This window comes from Hymenobacter sp. DG01 (assembly GCF_006352025.1).
Lineage (GTDB): Bacteria > Bacteroidota > Bacteroidia > Cytophagales > Hymenobacteraceae > Hymenobacter.
Genome location: NZ_CP040936.1, coordinates 3,332,701 through 3,348,382, shown reverse-complemented (window position 1 = coordinate 3,348,382; position 15,682 = coordinate 3,332,701). Strand labels below are relative to the sequence as shown.

13 protein-coding genes are annotated in these 15,682 nt (G+C 61.1%); 4 read left to right on the top strand and 9 right to left on the bottom strand.

Features of this window, described 5'->3' with window-relative positions; translation table 11 throughout:
• Window positions 1-38: 38 nt before the first annotated feature.
• Window positions 39-1,016, bottom strand: a complete 978-nt coding sequence (locus FGZ14_RS14175) for a MoxR family ATPase (protein ID WP_139924886.1) — start codon at window positions 1,014-1,016, stop codon at window positions 39-41.
• Between the two features lie 179 nt (window positions 1,017-1,195).
• On the opposite strand from FGZ14_RS14175, the gene FGZ14_RS14170 reads away from it, so the two are divergent.
• Window positions 1,196-1,864, top strand: a complete 669-nt coding sequence (locus FGZ14_RS14170) for a hypothetical protein (RefSeq protein WP_139924885.1) — start codon at window positions 1,196-1,198, stop codon at window positions 1,862-1,864.
• 18 nt (window positions 1,865-1,882) lie between these two features.
• Here the strand turns inward: FGZ14_RS14170 and FGZ14_RS14165 are convergent, their stop codons facing one another.
• Both FGZ14_RS14165 and FGZ14_RS14160 read right to left on the bottom strand, forming a co-directional pair.
• Complete coding sequence (locus tag FGZ14_RS14165; RefSeq protein ID WP_139924884.1) at window positions 1,883-2,650, bottom strand: outer membrane beta-barrel protein; 768 nt, start codon at window positions 2,648-2,650, stop codon at window positions 1,883-1,885.
• Between the two features lie 40 nt (window positions 2,651-2,690).
• Window positions 2,691-3,314 carry a DUF4159 domain-containing protein gene (locus FGZ14_RS14160; RefSeq protein ID WP_110978861.1) on the bottom strand — a complete coding sequence of 208 codons (624 nt, stop codon included), beginning with the start codon at window positions 3,312-3,314 and terminating at the stop codon, window positions 2,691-2,693.
• Window positions 3,315-3,489: 175 nt separating this feature from the next.
• Between FGZ14_RS14160 and FGZ14_RS14155 the strand changes: the two genes are divergently transcribed.
• Entirely contained in the window at window positions 3,490-4,113 is a 624-nt protein-coding gene (locus FGZ14_RS14155; RefSeq protein ID WP_180754359.1) for a porin family protein, read from the top strand.
• Window positions 4,114-4,197: 84 nt separating this feature from the next.
• Entirely contained in the window at window positions 4,198-4,794 is a 597-nt protein-coding gene (locus tag FGZ14_RS14150) for a porin family protein (protein WP_139924882.1), read from the top strand.
• Window positions 4,795-4,943: 149 nt separating this feature from the next.
• Here FGZ14_RS14150 and FGZ14_RS14145 read toward each other — a convergent pair whose 3' ends face one another.
• From FGZ14_RS14145 to FGZ14_RS21780, 6 genes are all read right to left on the bottom strand, one after another.
• Window positions 4,944-6,269: a TldD/PmbA family protein gene (locus tag FGZ14_RS14145; protein ID WP_139924881.1), complete on the bottom strand. Its 1,326-nt coding sequence runs from the start codon at window positions 6,267-6,269 to the stop codon at window positions 4,944-4,946.
• A gap of 3 nt (window positions 6,270-6,272) precedes the next feature.
• On the bottom strand, window positions 6,273-7,922 hold the full coding sequence (locus FGZ14_RS14140; RefSeq protein ID WP_139924880.1) for a TldD/PmbA family protein: 1,650 nt from the start codon (window positions 7,920-7,922) through the stop codon (window positions 6,273-6,275).
• Between the two features lie 158 nt (window positions 7,923-8,080).
• On the bottom strand, window positions 8,081-9,415 hold the full coding sequence (locus FGZ14_RS14135; RefSeq protein ID WP_139924879.1) for a TldD/PmbA family protein: 1,335 nt from the start codon (window positions 9,413-9,415) through the stop codon (window positions 8,081-8,083).
• Between the two features lie 174 nt (window positions 9,416-9,589).
• Complete coding sequence (locus tag FGZ14_RS14130) at window positions 9,590-11,239, bottom strand: TldD/PmbA family protein (RefSeq protein ID WP_139924878.1); 1,650 nt, start codon at window positions 11,237-11,239, stop codon at window positions 9,590-9,592.
• 142 nt (window positions 11,240-11,381) lie between these two features.
• Entirely contained in the window at window positions 11,382-12,413 is a 1,032-nt protein-coding gene (locus FGZ14_RS14125) for a hypothetical protein (RefSeq protein ID WP_139924877.1), read from the bottom strand.
• 96 nt (window positions 12,414-12,509) lie between these two features.
• On the bottom strand, window positions 12,510-13,865 hold the full coding sequence (locus FGZ14_RS21780; protein WP_180754358.1) for an AAA family ATPase: 1,356 nt from the start codon (window positions 13,863-13,865) through the stop codon (window positions 12,510-12,512).
• 249 nt (window positions 13,866-14,114) lie between these two features.
• On the opposite strand from FGZ14_RS21780, the gene FGZ14_RS14115 reads away from it, so the two are divergent.
• Window positions 14,115-15,506, top strand: coding sequence for a hypothetical protein (locus FGZ14_RS14115; RefSeq protein WP_139924876.1), 1,392 nt, complete (start codon window positions 14,115-14,117; stop codon window positions 15,504-15,506).
• The last annotated feature ends 176 nt before the right edge of the window (window positions 15,507-15,682 follow it).

The following is a 15,682-nucleotide window of genomic DNA, read 5'->3' as shown; positions in this document are numbered from 1 at the left end:
CTCCTACCCTCTTACCCCCACACCCTCCTGCCCTCTTATCAGATCCGTACGGCTTGCAGCAGCTCCCGCACGGCATCGTCGGGGGTGAGGTTTTCGGCTTCGGCGTTGAAGTTGAGCAGCACGCGGTGGCGCAGCACGGCCGGGGCCAGGGCCTGCACGTCTTCCAGAGTAGCGGCAAAGCGGCCGTGAATCAAGGCCCGGGCCTTGGCGCACAAAATCAAGGCCTGCCCGGCGCGCGGACCAGCACCCCAGCGGCCGTACTCCCGGATAAACTTAACCTCGGAAGTAGCCGGACGGGTAGCGCGCACCAGGCGGTTCACCAGTCCCAGCAGCTCCTCGCTGATGCTTACCTGGCGGGTAAGCTGCTGCAGCTGGCGCACCTCCTCGCCGCCCAGCACTGGCTGCACCTGTTGGCGGCTGGTGCCGGTAGTGCCGCTCAGCACGGCCAACTCTTCCTGCTCGGTGGGGTAGCCAATGCGCACGTAAAGCAGAAACCGGTCGAGTTGGGCCTCAGGCAGGGGGTAGGTGCCGCTCTGCTCAATGGGGTTCTGGGTAGCCAGCAGAAAGAACGGTTTGGGCAGGGCGTGCTCCTGGCCGGCGTACGTTACGTGGCCTTCCTGCATGGCTTCCAGCAGGGCGGCCTGGGTTTTGGGCGGCGTCCGGTTGATTTCGTCGGCCAGCACCAGGCTGGCGAAGATGGGCCCTTCGTTGAACTTAAAGGAGCGGTGGCCCGTGCCGTGGTCTTCCTCCAGAATTTCGGTGCCCAGAATATCGGTGGGCATCAGGTCGGGCGTGAACTGGATGCGGCGGAAGGGCAGGTCGGTAGCCTGGGCCAGGGTGCGCACCAGCAGGGTTTTGGCCAGGCCGGGCACACCTTCCAGCAGGGCGTGGCCCCCGGCCAGCAGGGCCACCAGCACTTCATCCAGCACCTGCTGCTGGCCCACAATCACCTTTCCGATTTCCTGTTTAAGCTGCGGTATTTTCTGAAGGAGGCGGGTTACGTCTTGTTCGGTCACGGAAAGTGGAGCGTTGAAAAGTCAGAAAGAGAAGAGGATGAAGCCAGGACAAAGTCAGATATAGGACGGCAAGGATGCGTCGGGAAAAGGTTTTTGCCTGCTTTTTTCTTCGGCAGGTAAAGTCTGATAAACCGCCCGAATGGTTTGCCGCCCCGTGCCGCAAGTATCTATTTCGGACCATGATACGCAACTACTCCCGCACTTTCCACTGGGGCCGCCTGGCTGCCGCCCTCCTGTTTACCGGCCTGGTTTCTTCCGCAGCCCAGGCCCAGTCCCCACTCCCCGATACCCTGAAGCCTACCCCCGCCGTGTACTCCAATGCCCTCCGGCTGGATGTAGGCGGTATTCTGGCCCGGAACCTGGCGTCTTCGGCCCTGGGAAACAGTGGTATCCTGATGCCCCTGCTGCTGGGCTATGAGCGGCAGCTGCGGCCCCGGCTGAGCGCCAACGCCGAGCTGCTGGTAAACGGCGGCAGCCCCGAGGAGCGTGCCTGGGGCCTGGCCGCCCAGGGCCGCTACTATTATTACCAGGGCCGGCAAACGGGCCTGGCGGGCCTCTACGTGGCCCCCACGCTCAGCTACCGCGGCATCCGGCAGGATTCGGGTTATGGGCCGGAGGTAGTGCGGCGCAAGCTGGGCGGCGCGGGTGTGCTGCTGGGAAGCCAGATGCCGCTGGGAGCCCAGCGCCGGTTTCTGCTGGATGTGTCGGGCGGGCTGATGAGCTGGGCGCGCATCGGCCAGGACCAGATCCGGAACTACCGCCGCGGGGGCGGCTACTACGAGGAAGAAACCTTCTACGAAAATGGTACCGTGTTCGACGGGCGCATCAGCCTGGGCTACCGCTTCTAGAAACGCGGCCAGGCAGCCTTACTGCGCGGGCTCCGGGCGGCCAAAAAAGCGGGTCAGATTAAGCTGGAAGCCCCGGTTTTCGGCTGGTGGGTCGTAGCCGATATAGATGCTTTCATACGAGTTTTTTACCCCGTGCGAGTACGCAGCCTGGGCCTGCCAGCCGCCCCGCCGGTAGCCTACCCCTACCTGGTAGCCGGCATCCAGGCGCCGGAAGGGCCGGTAGTAAGGCGTGGGGCTTTTCTTGCCGAAGCCAATTTTCGTTTCGTTGGCGTAGCTGGTCAGGGCGTAGGTTTGGTAGTACTCCGAGGTGCGCATGGGCTTGGTGTACGTGTACTTGTACTCGCCGCTCAGGCCCACGCCCAGGTAAGGGCCGGCAAACAGCTGCACCCCGTGCACGGTAGCCACCAGGTTCAGGGGAAGCTCCAGGTAGTTCAGGCGCAGGCGCACCAAACTCTTCGAGGGGTAGGAGGTACCCTGCAGTTCCTGCGTCCAGCTGCGTTTTTCCCGGTAACCTTTCTGACTGAACACTACCCCCTGCTGCAGGCTCAACCACCCCACGGCTGCCTCCAGCACCAGGCCGGCCTGCCCGCCCCAGTAGTTATACTTCAGCTCGGTTGACACATAGTCGGGCGCGGCAATTGTCATGCGGGTAACCTGGGCACCGGCCCGCACCCCCAGGCGCAGGCGTAGTGGGCCCAGCGGATCCAGTTGCACCCGCACCTGGGCCGTGGCCGGGGCTGCCAGTCCGGCGGCCAGCAGCAGGGTAGAAAGTAGATGTTGACGCATAAGAACAGGAGGGAATAATAGAGAAAAGCTACTCGGAAAATCAGGCGGTCAGGGCGTACAGAATAATATTGACCCCGAACTTGGTATTGTCTTCGGCCAGGAAGCGCTTATTGCGGAAGTCGTAGTCCCACTCGCAGCCGTAGTCTTTATTGGAGTACAGCACGGCCAGGCGCCCATTAATTTCAATACCCTTGAGGTAGTCGTGCACCAGGTCGTCGCCCCAGCCATTGAGCTCGAAGCCGGTGTTGGGCGGGCCCTCCGGGAACTTGAAAAACTGCGAGTAGATGGGGTGCGTTTTGGGCAGCTTTTTCAGGGCGCCGGCCCCGAAGCACACGCGCATCTGCTCCTCAAAGGAGCGCGCAAACAGCCCGTCGATGTCGTGGTTGCAGTCATCCACGAACACAAAGCCTCCACCGCGCACGTACTGCTCGAAGTTTTTCTTTTCCGGGGCCGAAAACTGCACCAATCGATGCCCCGAGAGGTAGCAGAAGGGGTAGCGAAACAACTCCGGCGAATCGAGGGCTACTACTTTCTCCTTGGCATTGACGGGTACTTTGGTGTACTGAACCAGGGAGTGAAGCAGGTTGGCCGGCATGCGCTCATCCACGGCATCCCAGTCGCCGGAGCGGTATTGCAGGCGCACGAAGGTGAAAGGAGCGGGCATGGCAGAAGATGAAAGAAGAAGATGCGGCGCAAAGACACCAGCTATGGTCGGCAGGTGGCTTGCCAGGGTCCGGAAAGTTGAGAAGTTTTGTCGAGCTTGGGGGCTGCTTCTGGCAAGAAAGCACACGGCGCTTTTACTTCAGTCATCCAGGTTTACTTTGTCCTGTTCTTTTTCAATGCGTTCTGTATTCGTACTTCTCTCGGTGGGTCTGGTAGGGCTGGCGGGCACGGCCGCGGCCCAGGCCCCGGCCGACGAAACCCGGCTAGGCCTGAAAGCGGGCCTGAACCTGGCTACCCTAAGCGGGACCATCAATAGCAGCGCCCAGTTGTTTCCGGGGTTTACGCTGGGGCCAATGGTGCGGTTCCGGCCCAGCGCGCAGGGCTTTGCCGTGCAAACCGAGCTGCAGCTCAGCCTGCAGGGTACCAACGAGAAGAAACCCATCGGCCCCCAGGGCCAGACCACCGTGGTGCACCGGCGGATTGCTTACCTAAACCTGCCGGTGCTGCTGCGCCAGTATGTGGGCCGCCACGCCTACCTCAACATTGGGCCGCAGCTGGGCATTCTGCTCGGAGCCAGCGACAGTGGCAGCAAGGATGTCAGGAAGCTGGAAGGCGGCATTGTGGGCGGAGTGGGGTATGAGTTTGCCTCGGGCTGGATGCTGGATGCGCGCCTGAACTACGGGCTGTCTGATATCAACAACAATTCCGATGAGCGGCAGCTGCGGTCAACCCTGGGCCTGGGAGGGCTGCACAACCGCGTCATTCAGCTCTCGGTGGGTAAGCTGCTCGGGAAGCGATAAAGCCGGAACTCAGGCATACCCCGCGCCGAAGGTTTTACGTTACTACCCCGTACTAGTATCTATAACCTTCTCAGTACCTGCGCCATGAAACAAACTTTGCTTCTCTTGCTGGCTCTGCTGCTGGCCGCCACGGCCCATGCTCAGCTGGGCATAAAAGCGGGCATCAACGCCGCCGTGCTCGATGGGGAAAATCTGGGCTCTACCTCTACCAAGTACAAAACGTACTATCACGCCGGCATCTTCTACGAGGCCGACCTGATCGGGCCCATTTCCATTCAGCCGGAGCTGTTGTATTCCCTGCAGGGTAGCTCGTTTAAGGATGCCGTCGGGAATTATGATGCTAAGCTGCACTACCTCAACCTGCCGGTGCTGGCTAAGGTAACAGTGGGGCCGGTGTTCGTGGAGGCCGGACCGCAGTTTGGCTTTCTGCTCCGCAAAGATGCCAGCGGCGACGTGAGCGTATCTTCTTCCGGCAACGGCCCCTACAGCAGCTACAAGCGCGGCGACCTGAGCCTGGCGGCCGGGGCGGGCCTGAAGCTGGGAAACCTGCTGGTAGGCGGGCGCTTCACCGCCGGCGTCAACGACATCAACGACGTGCGCAACCTCAGCGGCAGCAATGATCCGCGCCTGCGCAACCGCGTCATTCAGGGCTATCTGGCGCTGCAGTTCGGCGACAAATAGCATCTTAACATCTTAATAAGATGCTACCTGCTAAAAATAAAAAAAGACGCCCCATCAGGGGCGTCTTTTTTACTTGATAGATAGTCAGGAACAACCTAAACTCGGTGCTGAAATCCGTATGATTCCGGCAATCCGTTTAATCTGTGATGCTACACCGCGTCGGAGAGGCTGGTGAAGGTGAAGTCCCGAATTTTAAGCGGGGGCACCAGGTTGCCGCCCAACCGCACGGGCCGCCCGATGGCCTCGATGTTGTTGAGCATAATCACGGGGCTTTCATTGAAGCGGAAGTTCTTCACCGGGTGCTTAATCTTACCGTTCTCGATGTAGAAGGTTCCGTCACGGGTCAGGCCTGTGAACAGCAGCGTTTGGGGGTCCACGTCGCGAATGTACCACAGGCGCGTAACCAGAATGCCCTTAGCCGTGCTCTTGATCAGGTCCTGCACGCTTTGGGTGCCCCCTTCCATGATGAAGTTGCCAGAAAAAGCCGTGGGCTGCTGGCCCGTTTTCTGGGCCCAGTAGCGGGTGTAGTACAGATTCTTGACCACGCCCTTTTCCACCCAGTTCATGCGCTTCACCGGCAGCCCTTCCCCATCAAACACGCCGCCCGGAGCTTGGGCATTCAGCGGATCGGAGTAGATGGTAATGCGTGGGTCGAACAGCTTTTCGCCGGTACGGTTGCCGCCCCCCTTTTTGCTCAGGAAGGAGCGTCCCTCATCGGCCTCGCGGGCTCCGAAGTTATACACCAGGTTGTTAAGCAAACCTTCATCGGAAACCAGAGCGGCAGGCTCTAGAATAACGGTGTACTTGCCGGGCTCCAGGGCTTTGGCATTGCGCGAGCCGGCAGCTTTGTCGGCCGCAATCTGGGTCAGGGCCTTGGCGTTGAACTTGCTGGCATCGGTGAAATCGGCCACGGCGTAGCCTGAACCGGTACCGTCCGGGGTGCGCACCGTCACCGAGAAGTCGAGGTTGGTGCTTTGCTGGTAGGCTTCCAGACCTTTGTTGTTGCGCAGGGCCAGGAAAGAAGCGCCATCTTCGAGGTAACCTGCGGCAGTCAGCTGCTTGGCGGCGCACAGCGCAATACTGTCGCCGGCGGCCTGGGCCCGGAAGTCGGGGGTAATACCAGCGGTACTGGCTGCGTAGCTTACCGGCGTGAGGTACTGCTGGGGGCCCAGCAAGGGCATGTATTCGGGGTCCTCGGGGGCGAGACGGGCAATTTCCTCGGCCCGTTGCACGCAGCGGCGCAGGGTAGCATCGTCGAACTGGTTGCAGGTGGCTACCCCCGCCCGCTTGCCAAACCTCGCCTCCACCACCAACGACACATTGTCGCGGGACCCGGCGGTGCTCACGGAGTTACGGGCGTATCGCACGTTGCCGCTGGTGCGGCCCTGCAGGGTAGCCTGGCACTCATCAGCAGTAGTGAAGCTCACCACCTTCTTCAGGATAGCCTGCGACTCGTCTTTGGAAAGAATGGCCATAGCTTATCCGATTTTGCGGGCGGTGTTGATAACATTCACGCCGTTGAAGCGGGTAGTGCTGGAGCCGTGGCTTACCGCGGAGCTCTGGCTGGGCTGGCCCTTGCCGTCGTTGAAGAAGCCCGCGAATCGGTAATCCGACTGGTCGCAAACCGCCGCGCAGCTATTCCAGAACTCCAGCGTGTTGGTCTGGTAGGCGACGTCCTCGAGCATGCCGGCAATTTTACCCTTCTCGATGGCGTAGAATACCTGCCCGCCGAACTGGGAGTTGTAGCGTTGTTGGTCAATAGAGAAGGAACCGTTGCCGGCTATGTAGATGCCCTTGTCCACGCCCGCAATCATCTGGTCCACGCTCATCTTTTCGGTGCCGGGGCGTAGGCTCACGTTCGGCATGCGCTGGAACTGCACGTCCTGCCACGATTGGGAGTAGCAGCAGCCATCCGACTCGTTCTGACCAACAATGTGCGCCTGGTCGCGGATCTTCTCGTAATCGACCAGGATGCCGTTTTTGATCAGGTCCCACTGCTTGGTTTTCACGCCTTCGTCGTCGTAACCCACCGCGCCCAGGGAGCCGGGCTGCAGCTTGTCGGCTACAATGTTGACGAGCTTCGAGCCGTAAGGCTGGCCCTTAGCTTTCCATTCCATGGTAGCGAAGGAAGTACCGGCGTAGTTAGCCTCATAGCCCAGCACGCGGTCCAGCTCCAACGGGTGACCTACCGACTCGTGGATGGTCAGGCCCAGGTGATGGGGGTCGAGCACCAGGTCGTACTTGCCGGGCGTCACCGACTTAGCCGTGATTTTCTCCTTGGCTTGCTTGGCAGCGCGGGCGGCGTCCTCCAGCATGTCGTAGCTGTACTTGTAGCCCACCACATCGGAGCCTTGCGGGCCCGCTACCTTGTCCTCGGCCTTGGGTGTGAGGTACTCGTAGCCCATGCCCATGGGCGAGCTCAGGGCCTGCCGGCTCCGGAACTTGCCGGAGCTGCGGTCCACCACCGTTACCCCAAACGTGGGGAAAATGCGGTGAATGTCCTGGTCGATGTAGGAGCCGTCGGTAGAGGCAAAGTACTTCTGCTCGTTTACCTGAAACAGCACCGAATTCACGAAGGAAGCGCCGTTTTCCATGGCCTTGGCGTTGGTAGCCAATAGCAAATCCACCTTGTCCTTGATGGGCACTTCAAAAGCATTCTGCTTGATGGGAGCCTTCCACGAAACTTCGCCGTAGCCTTTCTGGGGAGCTAGCTTTACCTGCTCCTTCTGCACCTTGGAGTTGGCTTTGGCAATCTGCACGGCCAGCTGAGCGGCTTTAGCCATGCCGGCCTCCGTAACCTGGTTGGTGGCCGCGAAGCCCCAGGTACCGTTGGCAATAACCCGAATGCCCGCCCCGTAGCTCTCGGAGTTGACGATGTTCTGCACCTGCTTCTCGCGGGTAAATACGCCCTGGTTGAGGTAGCGCCCAATGCGCACGTCGGCGTAGGTAGCACCGGCCGATTTGGCCGCGTTCAGGGCCGCGTCGGAGAGGCGCTTTTTCACGGCTACATCTACCCCCTCCAGAAAGCTAGCCGGGTCAACGGGGTTGCCAGCCAGGCTGGGCAGCGAAGGTAGCCAGAGCGCCCCGGCCGCCAGGCCAGTTACGCCCACAAAATCACGTCTGTTCAAAGGAGTAGGAGTTGGAAGTGGAGAAGCTTGTCAAGAAAGCACCCAGAAGCGGAGCCTAGCAGGCCACCATCAGAGCACTCAACTATATGAAAGGAAAAAGCAAAACCCGCCCGGCAAGGGCCAAGCGGGTTTGCATAAACTCCGCGGTAAGTGCTAGGCTATACCGCGTCGGAAAGGCTCGTAAACGTGAAGTCCCGAATCTTGAGCGGGGGCACCAGATTGCCGCCTACCCGTACCGGCTTGCCAATCGCCTCCAAGTTGTTGAGCATGATAATCGGCGACTCGTTGAAGCGGAAGTTTTTCACCGGGTGCTTGATTTTGCCGTTCTCAATGTAGAAGGTTCCGTCGCGGGTCAGGCCGGTGTAGAGCAGCGTCTGGGGGTCAACGGGGCGGATGTACCACAGGCGCGTAACCAGAATGCCGCGCTGGGTACCCTTGATGAGGTCGGCGGTGCTTTGGGTGCCGCCTTCCATAATCCAGCCGCCGGGGCGCGGAATGTCGGGGATACCCGCTTTCTGAGCCCAGTAGCGCGAGGTGTAGAGGTTTTTCACTACCCCCTTCTCAATCCAGGTAATCTTCTGCTGGGGGCGCCCGTCACCCGAGAAGGTGAGGTCCGCAATTTCGGGGTTCGTGGGGTCGGAGTAGATGGTTACCCGCTCGTCGAACAGCTTTTCACCTTTGCGGTTGCCACCTCCTTTTTTGCTCAGGAAAGAGCGGCCTTCATCGGCGTTACGCGCATCCAATGCACCCATCAGGGCCGCCAGCAAGGAGGCATCGGTGTTAGCCACCAGGGCGGCGGGCTCCAAAATAACGGTGTACTTGCCGGGCTCCAGGGCCTGGGCATTGCGCGAGCCGGCGGCTTTGTCGGCGGCAATCTGGGTCAGGCGGCGGGCGTCGAACTTGCTGGCGTCGTTGTAGTCGGCAGTGGCGTAGCCTGAGCCGGTACCGTCCGGGGTGCGCACCGTGATGCTGAACTCCAGGCCTGATACCTGCTGGTAGGCTTCGAGGCCCTTGCTGTTGCGCTTAGCCACAAAGCCAGCCGCATCGTTCAGGAAGGCTGCGGAAGTCAGCTTCTTTTCGTCGCAGAGCTTCATGCTGGCGCCCACCTGGGTGGCGCGGTAGTCGGGCGTAATGTCGGCGGTGCTTTTCGAGAAGCTGCCCGGCGAGGCCAGGTACTTCTGGGGGCCCAGCAGGGGCATGTACTCGGGGCTTTCCGGGGCGAGGCGGGCAATTTCCTCAGCCCGTTGCACGCAGTTGCGCAGGGTAGCGTCGTCGAACTGGTTGCAGGTGGCTACCCCCGAGCGTTTGCCGAACCGCGACTCGACCGTGAGAGCCACGTTATCGATGCCGCCACTAGTGCTGATGGCGTTGCGGGCCGAGCGCACGTTGCCGCCCGTCTGGCCGTTGAGCGTGGCTTCGCACTCGTCGGCTTTGCTGAAGCTCAGCACCTTTTTCAGGATAGCCTGGGCTTCGGTTTGAGAAAGTATTGCCATATGGGTTGATATGCTGATGGTTTGCCTCACCCCCTAGCCCCCTCTCCGGGGGAGAGGGAGAACTAGTTCTAGAGCTAAATTCTAGATAATAGTGGTAGCTGTACTGCCAGAGCTAAAAACTAGAAACTAGTCCCTCCTCTCCCCCGGAGAGGGGGCTAGGGGGTGAGGCGGCTGTTATCCAATTTTGCGGGCAGTGTTGATGACGTTCACGGCGTTGAACCGGGTAGTGGCGGAGCCGTGGCTCACGGCCGATACCTGTGGGGGCTGGCCCTTGCCGTCGAAGAAGGAGCCGAACAGGCGGTAGTCGTTCTGGTCGCAGATGGCGGAGCAGCTGTTCCAGAATTCTACCGTGTTGGTCTGATAAGCTACGTCTTCGAGCATGCCGGCAATCTTGCCTTTCTCGATGGCGTAGAACACCGTGCCCCCAAACTGGGAGTTGTAGCGCTGCTGGTCAATAGAGAAGGAGCCGCGGCCGGCAATGTAGATGCCTTTGTCCACGTTGCTGATCATTTGATCCACGCTCATTTTCTCGGTGCCCGGCTTGAGGCTGATGTTAGCCATGCGCTGGAACTGCACATCTTCCCACGACTGCGAATAGCAGCAGCCATCCGATTCGTTTTGGCCCACAATGTGCGCCTGGTCCCGGATTTTCTGGTAGTCCACCAGCTTGCCATCCTTAATGATGTCCCACTGCTTGGTTTTCACGCCTTCGTCGTCGTAACCCACCGCGCCCAGGGAGCCGGGCTGCAGCTTATCGGCCACGATGTTGACAAGTTTGGAGCCGTAGGGCTGATTCTTGGCTTTCCACTCCTGGGTCGCGAAGGAGGTGCCGGCGTAGTTGGCCTCGTAGCCCAGCACACGGTCCAGCTCAGTAGCGTGGCCGATGGTTTCGTGGATGGTCAGGCCCAGGTGGTTGGGGTCCAGCACTAGGTCAAATTTGCCAGGAGTTACCGACTTAGCGGTAATTTTCTCCTTGGCCTGCTTGGCGGCCAAGGTAGCATCTTCCAGGATATCGTAGCTGTACTTGTAGCCTACCAGGCCCGTGCCGGCGGGACCGGCAATTTTGTCCTGCGCTTTGGGCTGCATGTACTCGTAGCCCATGCCCATAGGCGAGCTGAGGGCCTCCCGGGTGCGGAACTTGCCGCTGGCCCGGTCGATGGCCGTTACACCCAGCGTCGGCCAGATGCGGTGCACATCCTGGTCGATGTAGGAGCCGTCGGTGGAGGCAAAGTACTTCTGCTCGTTGATTTGGAACAGAGCGGAGTTGACGAAGTTGGCGCCGTTGTCGAGGGCCTTGGCGTTAGCGGCCAGCAGCAGATCCACCTTGTCTTTAATGGGTACCTCGAAGGCGTTTACCTGAATCGGGGTTTTCCACGAAACCTCACCGTAGCCTTTCTGCGGAGCCAGCTTTACGGGCTCCTTCTGCACTTTGGCGTTGGCTTTGGCAATCTGCACGGCCAGCTGAGCGGCTTTGGCCATGCCCGCTTCGGTAACCGTATTGGTGGCCGCGAAGCCCCAGGTGCCGTTGGCAATAACCCGAATGCCCGCCCCGTAGCTTTCCCCGTTGGCAATGTTTTGCACCTGCTTTTCGCGGGTGAAGATGCTCTGGTTCAGGTAGCGCCCGATGCGCACGTCGGCGTAGGTGGCGCCCGCCGATCTGGCCGCGTTCAGGGCCGCGTCGGCCAGGCGTTTTTTGATGGCCGGGTCCACCTGTTCGAGCAGGCGGGCAGGGTCTATCAGCTCGCCGCCGAAGCCCGGAACCGAGGGCAGAAACATGGCCCCGGTAGCGAGGCCAGTCAGCCCCACGAAGTCGCGTCGTTTCAAGAAGGTAAAAGTTTGGGTGATGGAGGAATGGAAATGCGAAAGAAAACGCCGGCCGAAGGCCCGTCAGTTGTAACCAATTGACGCAACTGCCGTAGCGAGGCTGCATTATAGGCAAAGAACCTCGGAATTCGTTGCCAATTCCTTAATCAATCAACCTTAAAAGCGCGGCGGCTATGTGGGGCCAGGGCTGGCTAAGGTCCAGCGTAACAATGCGTACGGGGTGCCCGCCCAGGCTGTAGCGCACATCCAGGGCCTGGGTAGCGGCCGGGTACAACAAGATGCCCTCCAGCTGCTGGTCCGGGGTTTTGGGCTGGTTCTGGAGGTAGGCGTAGAGTTGGTAGAGGTGGGGCGAAATCAGCTTCTGCTGGTTGTAGCGGGGTTTGAGCGCCGCCGCGTAGTACTTAGTATCCAGAATGATTTTCCGCTCCGGGCTTTCCAGGGAGGTATCGGTAATCATGGTAGGTAGCAGGCCCAGCGCGTCTGGCGCCTCAGCTTCGGCCTGCCACTGAATCGTCTCGCTCAGCACCCGAAACCGGCGTTGCTCCAGCCGGTAAAAGTTGCGCACGAACTGCTCGAAAATGCGGGCCATCAGCTGCTCGTCGCGGCGGAAGTCGCGGAAGCGGGTGGGGCCTGCCGCCTCCGGGGAAGGGAGGGCACTCTGGTAGATCAGCTCACACACGCTCAGCAGGAAGCCGGCGGAACCGGTAGGGCGCAGGCGGCGCACGGCGCGCAGGGTAGCGGCAGTGGGCGGCTCGGGCTGTACTGCCACCGGAAAGCGGCGCAGCAAAGCCCGCACCTCGTGGCGCAGGGCCAGCGGCAGACTGCGGGTGCGACCGAGCTGCTGCAAGGTGCCCAGCAGCAGGCGCGTGAGCGGTGTATCGGGCCCCAGCTCATCGAACTGGCAAACTACCCGCCCGCGCCGCAGTAGGTCGCGGCTGAGGGTGGGGGCCAGCTGCACCCGACCCCGCAGCTCTGGTAGCTCCTCTGTGCGCTCCGCATACGCCACCGGCAGGCCCTGGCGCAGCTGCCGCCGGGTGGCAGTAAGGAGTACGTGCGTGAGCAGCTCCAGGGGCCGATGAAACGTGGTGGCTTCCGTAGCCAGCAGCTCTGCCCGCTCCGGCAGCCGGTTCCAGGCGTAGCATAGCAGGTAGTAGAGGTTCTGGATAGGAATCATGGGGCGAAGAACTGTCGTTCCGAGTGGAGCTTGGAATCTGGGTTACCCGTCCAGAGTCTGGCCCATATTCCTCGCTACACTCGGAATGACAAGCGGTTAGGCCAGTAGCTTCTTTTTCTGCTGGTTGGCTTTGGCGGGTTGGTCCAGCCAGTAGTCGTCCAGCAGGGGCGCAATTTCTTGCTCCAGAATCAGCTGCAGCCACTTTGGGGCGGCAGCGGGGGTAGGAGGCGGCTGGCAGAAGTAGCTGTGGCCGAGGCAGAAATCGGGGCCCAGCTCCGGGTCGTCGGCAATGACCTGGTTTAGCTCCGTGAGGCGGGTAGTGAGGCGGCTGATGACGGCGGCCGGAACCTGGTGAGCGGCCAGAAACTCCTGCAGCGGCGCGCCAAACTCGGGCTCCAGACTCACGAAGGCAAAACGACGGCGCAGGGCATAGTCCAGGGGGGCCAGGCTGCGGTCGGCCAGGTTCATGGTGCCAATGAGATACACGTTTTCGGGCACGAAGAAGGGCGAGCTTCCGGCCGGGGCGTAGGGTAGGCGCACGGCGTGGGCCGGGCCGCGCTTGTCGGCCTCCAGCAGCAGCAGCAGCTCCCCGAAGATGCGGGCCACGTTGCCGCGGTTCAGCTCGTCAATCAGCAGGAAATAAGGCCGTTCCGGGTCTTGGGCGGCGCGCTGGCAGAAATCCACCAGAATACCATCCTGCAGCCGAAAGCCACCGGTGCCATCCGGCCGGAAGCCTTGCACAAAATCCTCATAGCTATAGCTGGGGTGAAACTGCACTAGCTCTACGCGGGCCGCATCGGTAGCGCCCAGCTCCAGCCAGGCAAGGCGGCGGGCCAGGAAGGTTTTGCCCGTACCTGGCGGCCCCTGCAGAATGAGGTTGCGGCGGCGGCGCAGGGCCGCGAGAGCCGCATCCAGCTTTTCTTCCGAAATAAACAGCTCTGCCAGGGCCTGCGGACGGCCATAGGGTTCCGGTGGGGGTAGCGCATAAGCAGGCGCGGGCTCCTGCACCTGCGCGGACGAAGTCTCCGGCGTTGCCGGTTCGTTTGGGGCCTCGGCAGGGGTAGGGCGGCCGGGTTTCCGGGCCTTTGTGGGCACTGCCTCGCGGGCCGGGCCGGTGTACAGCTCCTGCATCTGCTCCTGGGCGGCTACGTCGCCATCGAGCAGGGGCGAGTTTTCGAGGGTGGGGCGCTTGGTGGCAATGGTGAAGTCCAGCTGCTCCAGCACCCGGTTGGTAGGCGCGCCCGCCGGCAGAGGCCAGGGCGCATCCGGAACGCCCGTCGCCAGCCGGAACGCCAGTTGGGCCACGGCTCGCGGAGCGTAGCGCTTGCCCCTGAAAACCAGGTCATAGACGGTGCTCAGGGGCATGCGCGGGCCCTGCTGGTCCATCTGGTGAAGGGCCTGAATAACCTGGTCGCGGGTAAGGTGGGTAGGGTCGAGGTTGGGGGTTGGCATCCGGTTCTAAAGTACGGGCAAAACACCGTTGCCGCCGCGTTTGCTCCCGGGAGGCGGTGAAATAGTGAGATAGTGAATTGGTGCGTTGACCGTTCTAACGATGTGGGGTAGCGGGCAGGTAGCGCCAGGAAATGCTACCCCGTAGCGAGGCTCCGGCCGGGCAGCAGGCCGAGAAGGACGTCGGGCCTCATTCCCGCGGTTTTTCTACTTTCGCACTCCTATTCTTACTTTCTTATCCTCATAAACCCGATGAAAAAACCAGGCTATTGGCTGCTATTGCTATTTCTGAGCCTATTGGTGCATACCGCCCCGGCTCAGCAGCTGCGGTTTGAAAAAGACTCGCTGGGTAACGTGCTGACAAAGGCCCGTAAGCTCCAGAAACCCGTATTCCTGCTGCTGATTGCTCCGCCCCCCCAGTCCGGGCTTTCCAAGGAAAAGCAAGAGCAGATCTACGGTACGGGCCTCGACGATGCCAGCGTAGCGCCTGTGCTGCAGCGGGAGTTTCTGCTGGTGCAGGCTTCTTTCAACACCCCGGAAGGGAAGCGCATCGCGCGCCGTTATCACGTTAGTGCCTACCCCACTTACCTCTACCTGCACCCCGATGGCACGGTGCTGCACCGCAGCTTCGGCAATACCCGCGACCCGCAACGCTACCTGCGCGACTTTGACGTGTTTCGTCGTAAACTGGCCGACCCGGCTAACCTGAGCGAGCTGGAGCAGCGCTACGCTGCGGGGGAGCGAGGAGGCAGTTTTTTGCGCCAGTATATCCAGGGCCGCCGGAGCGTAGGCGCCCCCATTGGCCCCGAGCTGCTGGATGCTTACGTGGGTGAATTGCCAGTGAAAGCCTTTGATCAGTTTGCGGAGGTGCTATTCGTGCATGAATGCGGCCCGGTGGTTGATAGCCGGGCCTACAAGCTGGCGCGGCTAAACAAGCGGCTGGTTGACAGTATGTACGCGGTGCTGCCCCTTGCGCAGCGGGTAGCCTTCAACAACCTGATCATCAACAATACCATGCAGGCGGCCATTGCAACCCGCGACCAGGGGCTGGCCCAGCAAGGGGCCAGTTTCGCGCGCGGTAGCTGGTCGGGCAAGGATTTCACCCGGGGCATGCGTACCTACGAGCAGAACATGCTGCGCTATTACCAAGCCCTGCGCGATACAACCCGCTACCTACCTTTGCTGATCAGCTTCTACGAGCGGCACTACATGGCTACCCCCGCCGATACCATCCGGCGCCAGCGGGCAGCCCAACAGGCCCTGCGCTCCTTTCAGCAGCCTACGCCCTACCCCAACCTAGCTCGGCCCGACTCAGGCGCGACGGTTGTGCGAATGGTTCCGGCCGCGCGGGGTGGAGTGGATACGTACGCGCTGGACCTGAACAATGGGGCCTGGACCGTTTACACTTCCGGTACGCGCCGCGCCACCTACCTGACCCAGGCCATGCGCTGGAGCCAGCGGACGATAGACCTGGACCCCCGCGCCGCGTATTACGACACGCTGGCTCACCTGCTCTACGCCCTCCGGCTGTACACTGAGGCCGAGGCAACCCAGCAAAAGGCTATTGCGCAGGCTAAAAAGGAAAACCTGCCGGGCGCTGATTTCCAGCAGGTATTGCGCAAAATCAAAACCCGCACGCTGTAAGCTGCTGCTTTATCCGGCCGTTCAGTAGAAACGCCTACCCCCTTAAAGCCTCCAAAGCCCCAGCGCGGCAACACCAACCATTCAACGATGGGTGTTGCCGCGCTGGGGCTTTAAGAATCTAAATGGCGGGCCTTATTGCCGATAGGCCGCCCTGATGAGGCTACCCCCTCAGAACC

Excerpts from the sequence above, each read along its gene's own strand:
- FGZ14_RS14170 (WP_139924885.1), top strand. The coding sequence starts at position 1,196 with ATGATACGCAACTACTCCCGCACTTTCCACTGGGGCCGCCTGGCTGCC.
- FGZ14_RS14165 (WP_139924884.1), bottom strand. The coding sequence starts at position 2,650 with ATGCGTCAACATCTACTTTCTACCCTGCTGCTGGCCGCCGGACTGGCA.
- FGZ14_RS14160 (WP_110978861.1), bottom strand. The coding sequence starts at position 3,314 with ATGCCCGCTCCTTTCACCTTCGTGCGCCTGCAATACCGCTCCGGCGAC.
- FGZ14_RS14155 (WP_180754359.1), top strand. The coding sequence starts at position 3,490 with ATGCGTTCTGTATTCGTACTTCTCTCGGTGGGTCTGGTAGGGCTGGCG.
- FGZ14_RS14150 (WP_139924882.1), top strand. The coding sequence starts at position 4,198 with ATGAAACAAACTTTGCTTCTCTTGCTGGCTCTGCTGCTGGCCGCCACG.
- FGZ14_RS14145 (WP_139924881.1), bottom strand. The coding sequence starts at position 6,269 with ATGGCCATTCTTTCCAAAGACGAGTCGCAGGCTATCCTGAAGAAGGTG.
- FGZ14_RS14135 (WP_139924879.1), bottom strand. The coding sequence starts at position 9,415 with ATGGCAATACTTTCTCAAACCGAAGCCCAGGCTATCCTGAAAAAGGTG.
- FGZ14_RS14125 (WP_139924877.1), bottom strand. The coding sequence starts at position 12,413 with ATGATTCCTATCCAGAACCTCTACTACCTGCTATGCTACGCCTGGAAC.
- FGZ14_RS21780 (WP_180754358.1), bottom strand. The coding sequence starts at position 13,865 with ATGCCAACCCCCAACCTCGACCCTACCCACCTTACCCGCGACCAGGTT.
- FGZ14_RS14115 (WP_139924876.1), top strand. The coding sequence starts at position 14,115 with ATGAAAAAACCAGGCTATTGGCTGCTATTGCTATTTCTGAGCCTATTG.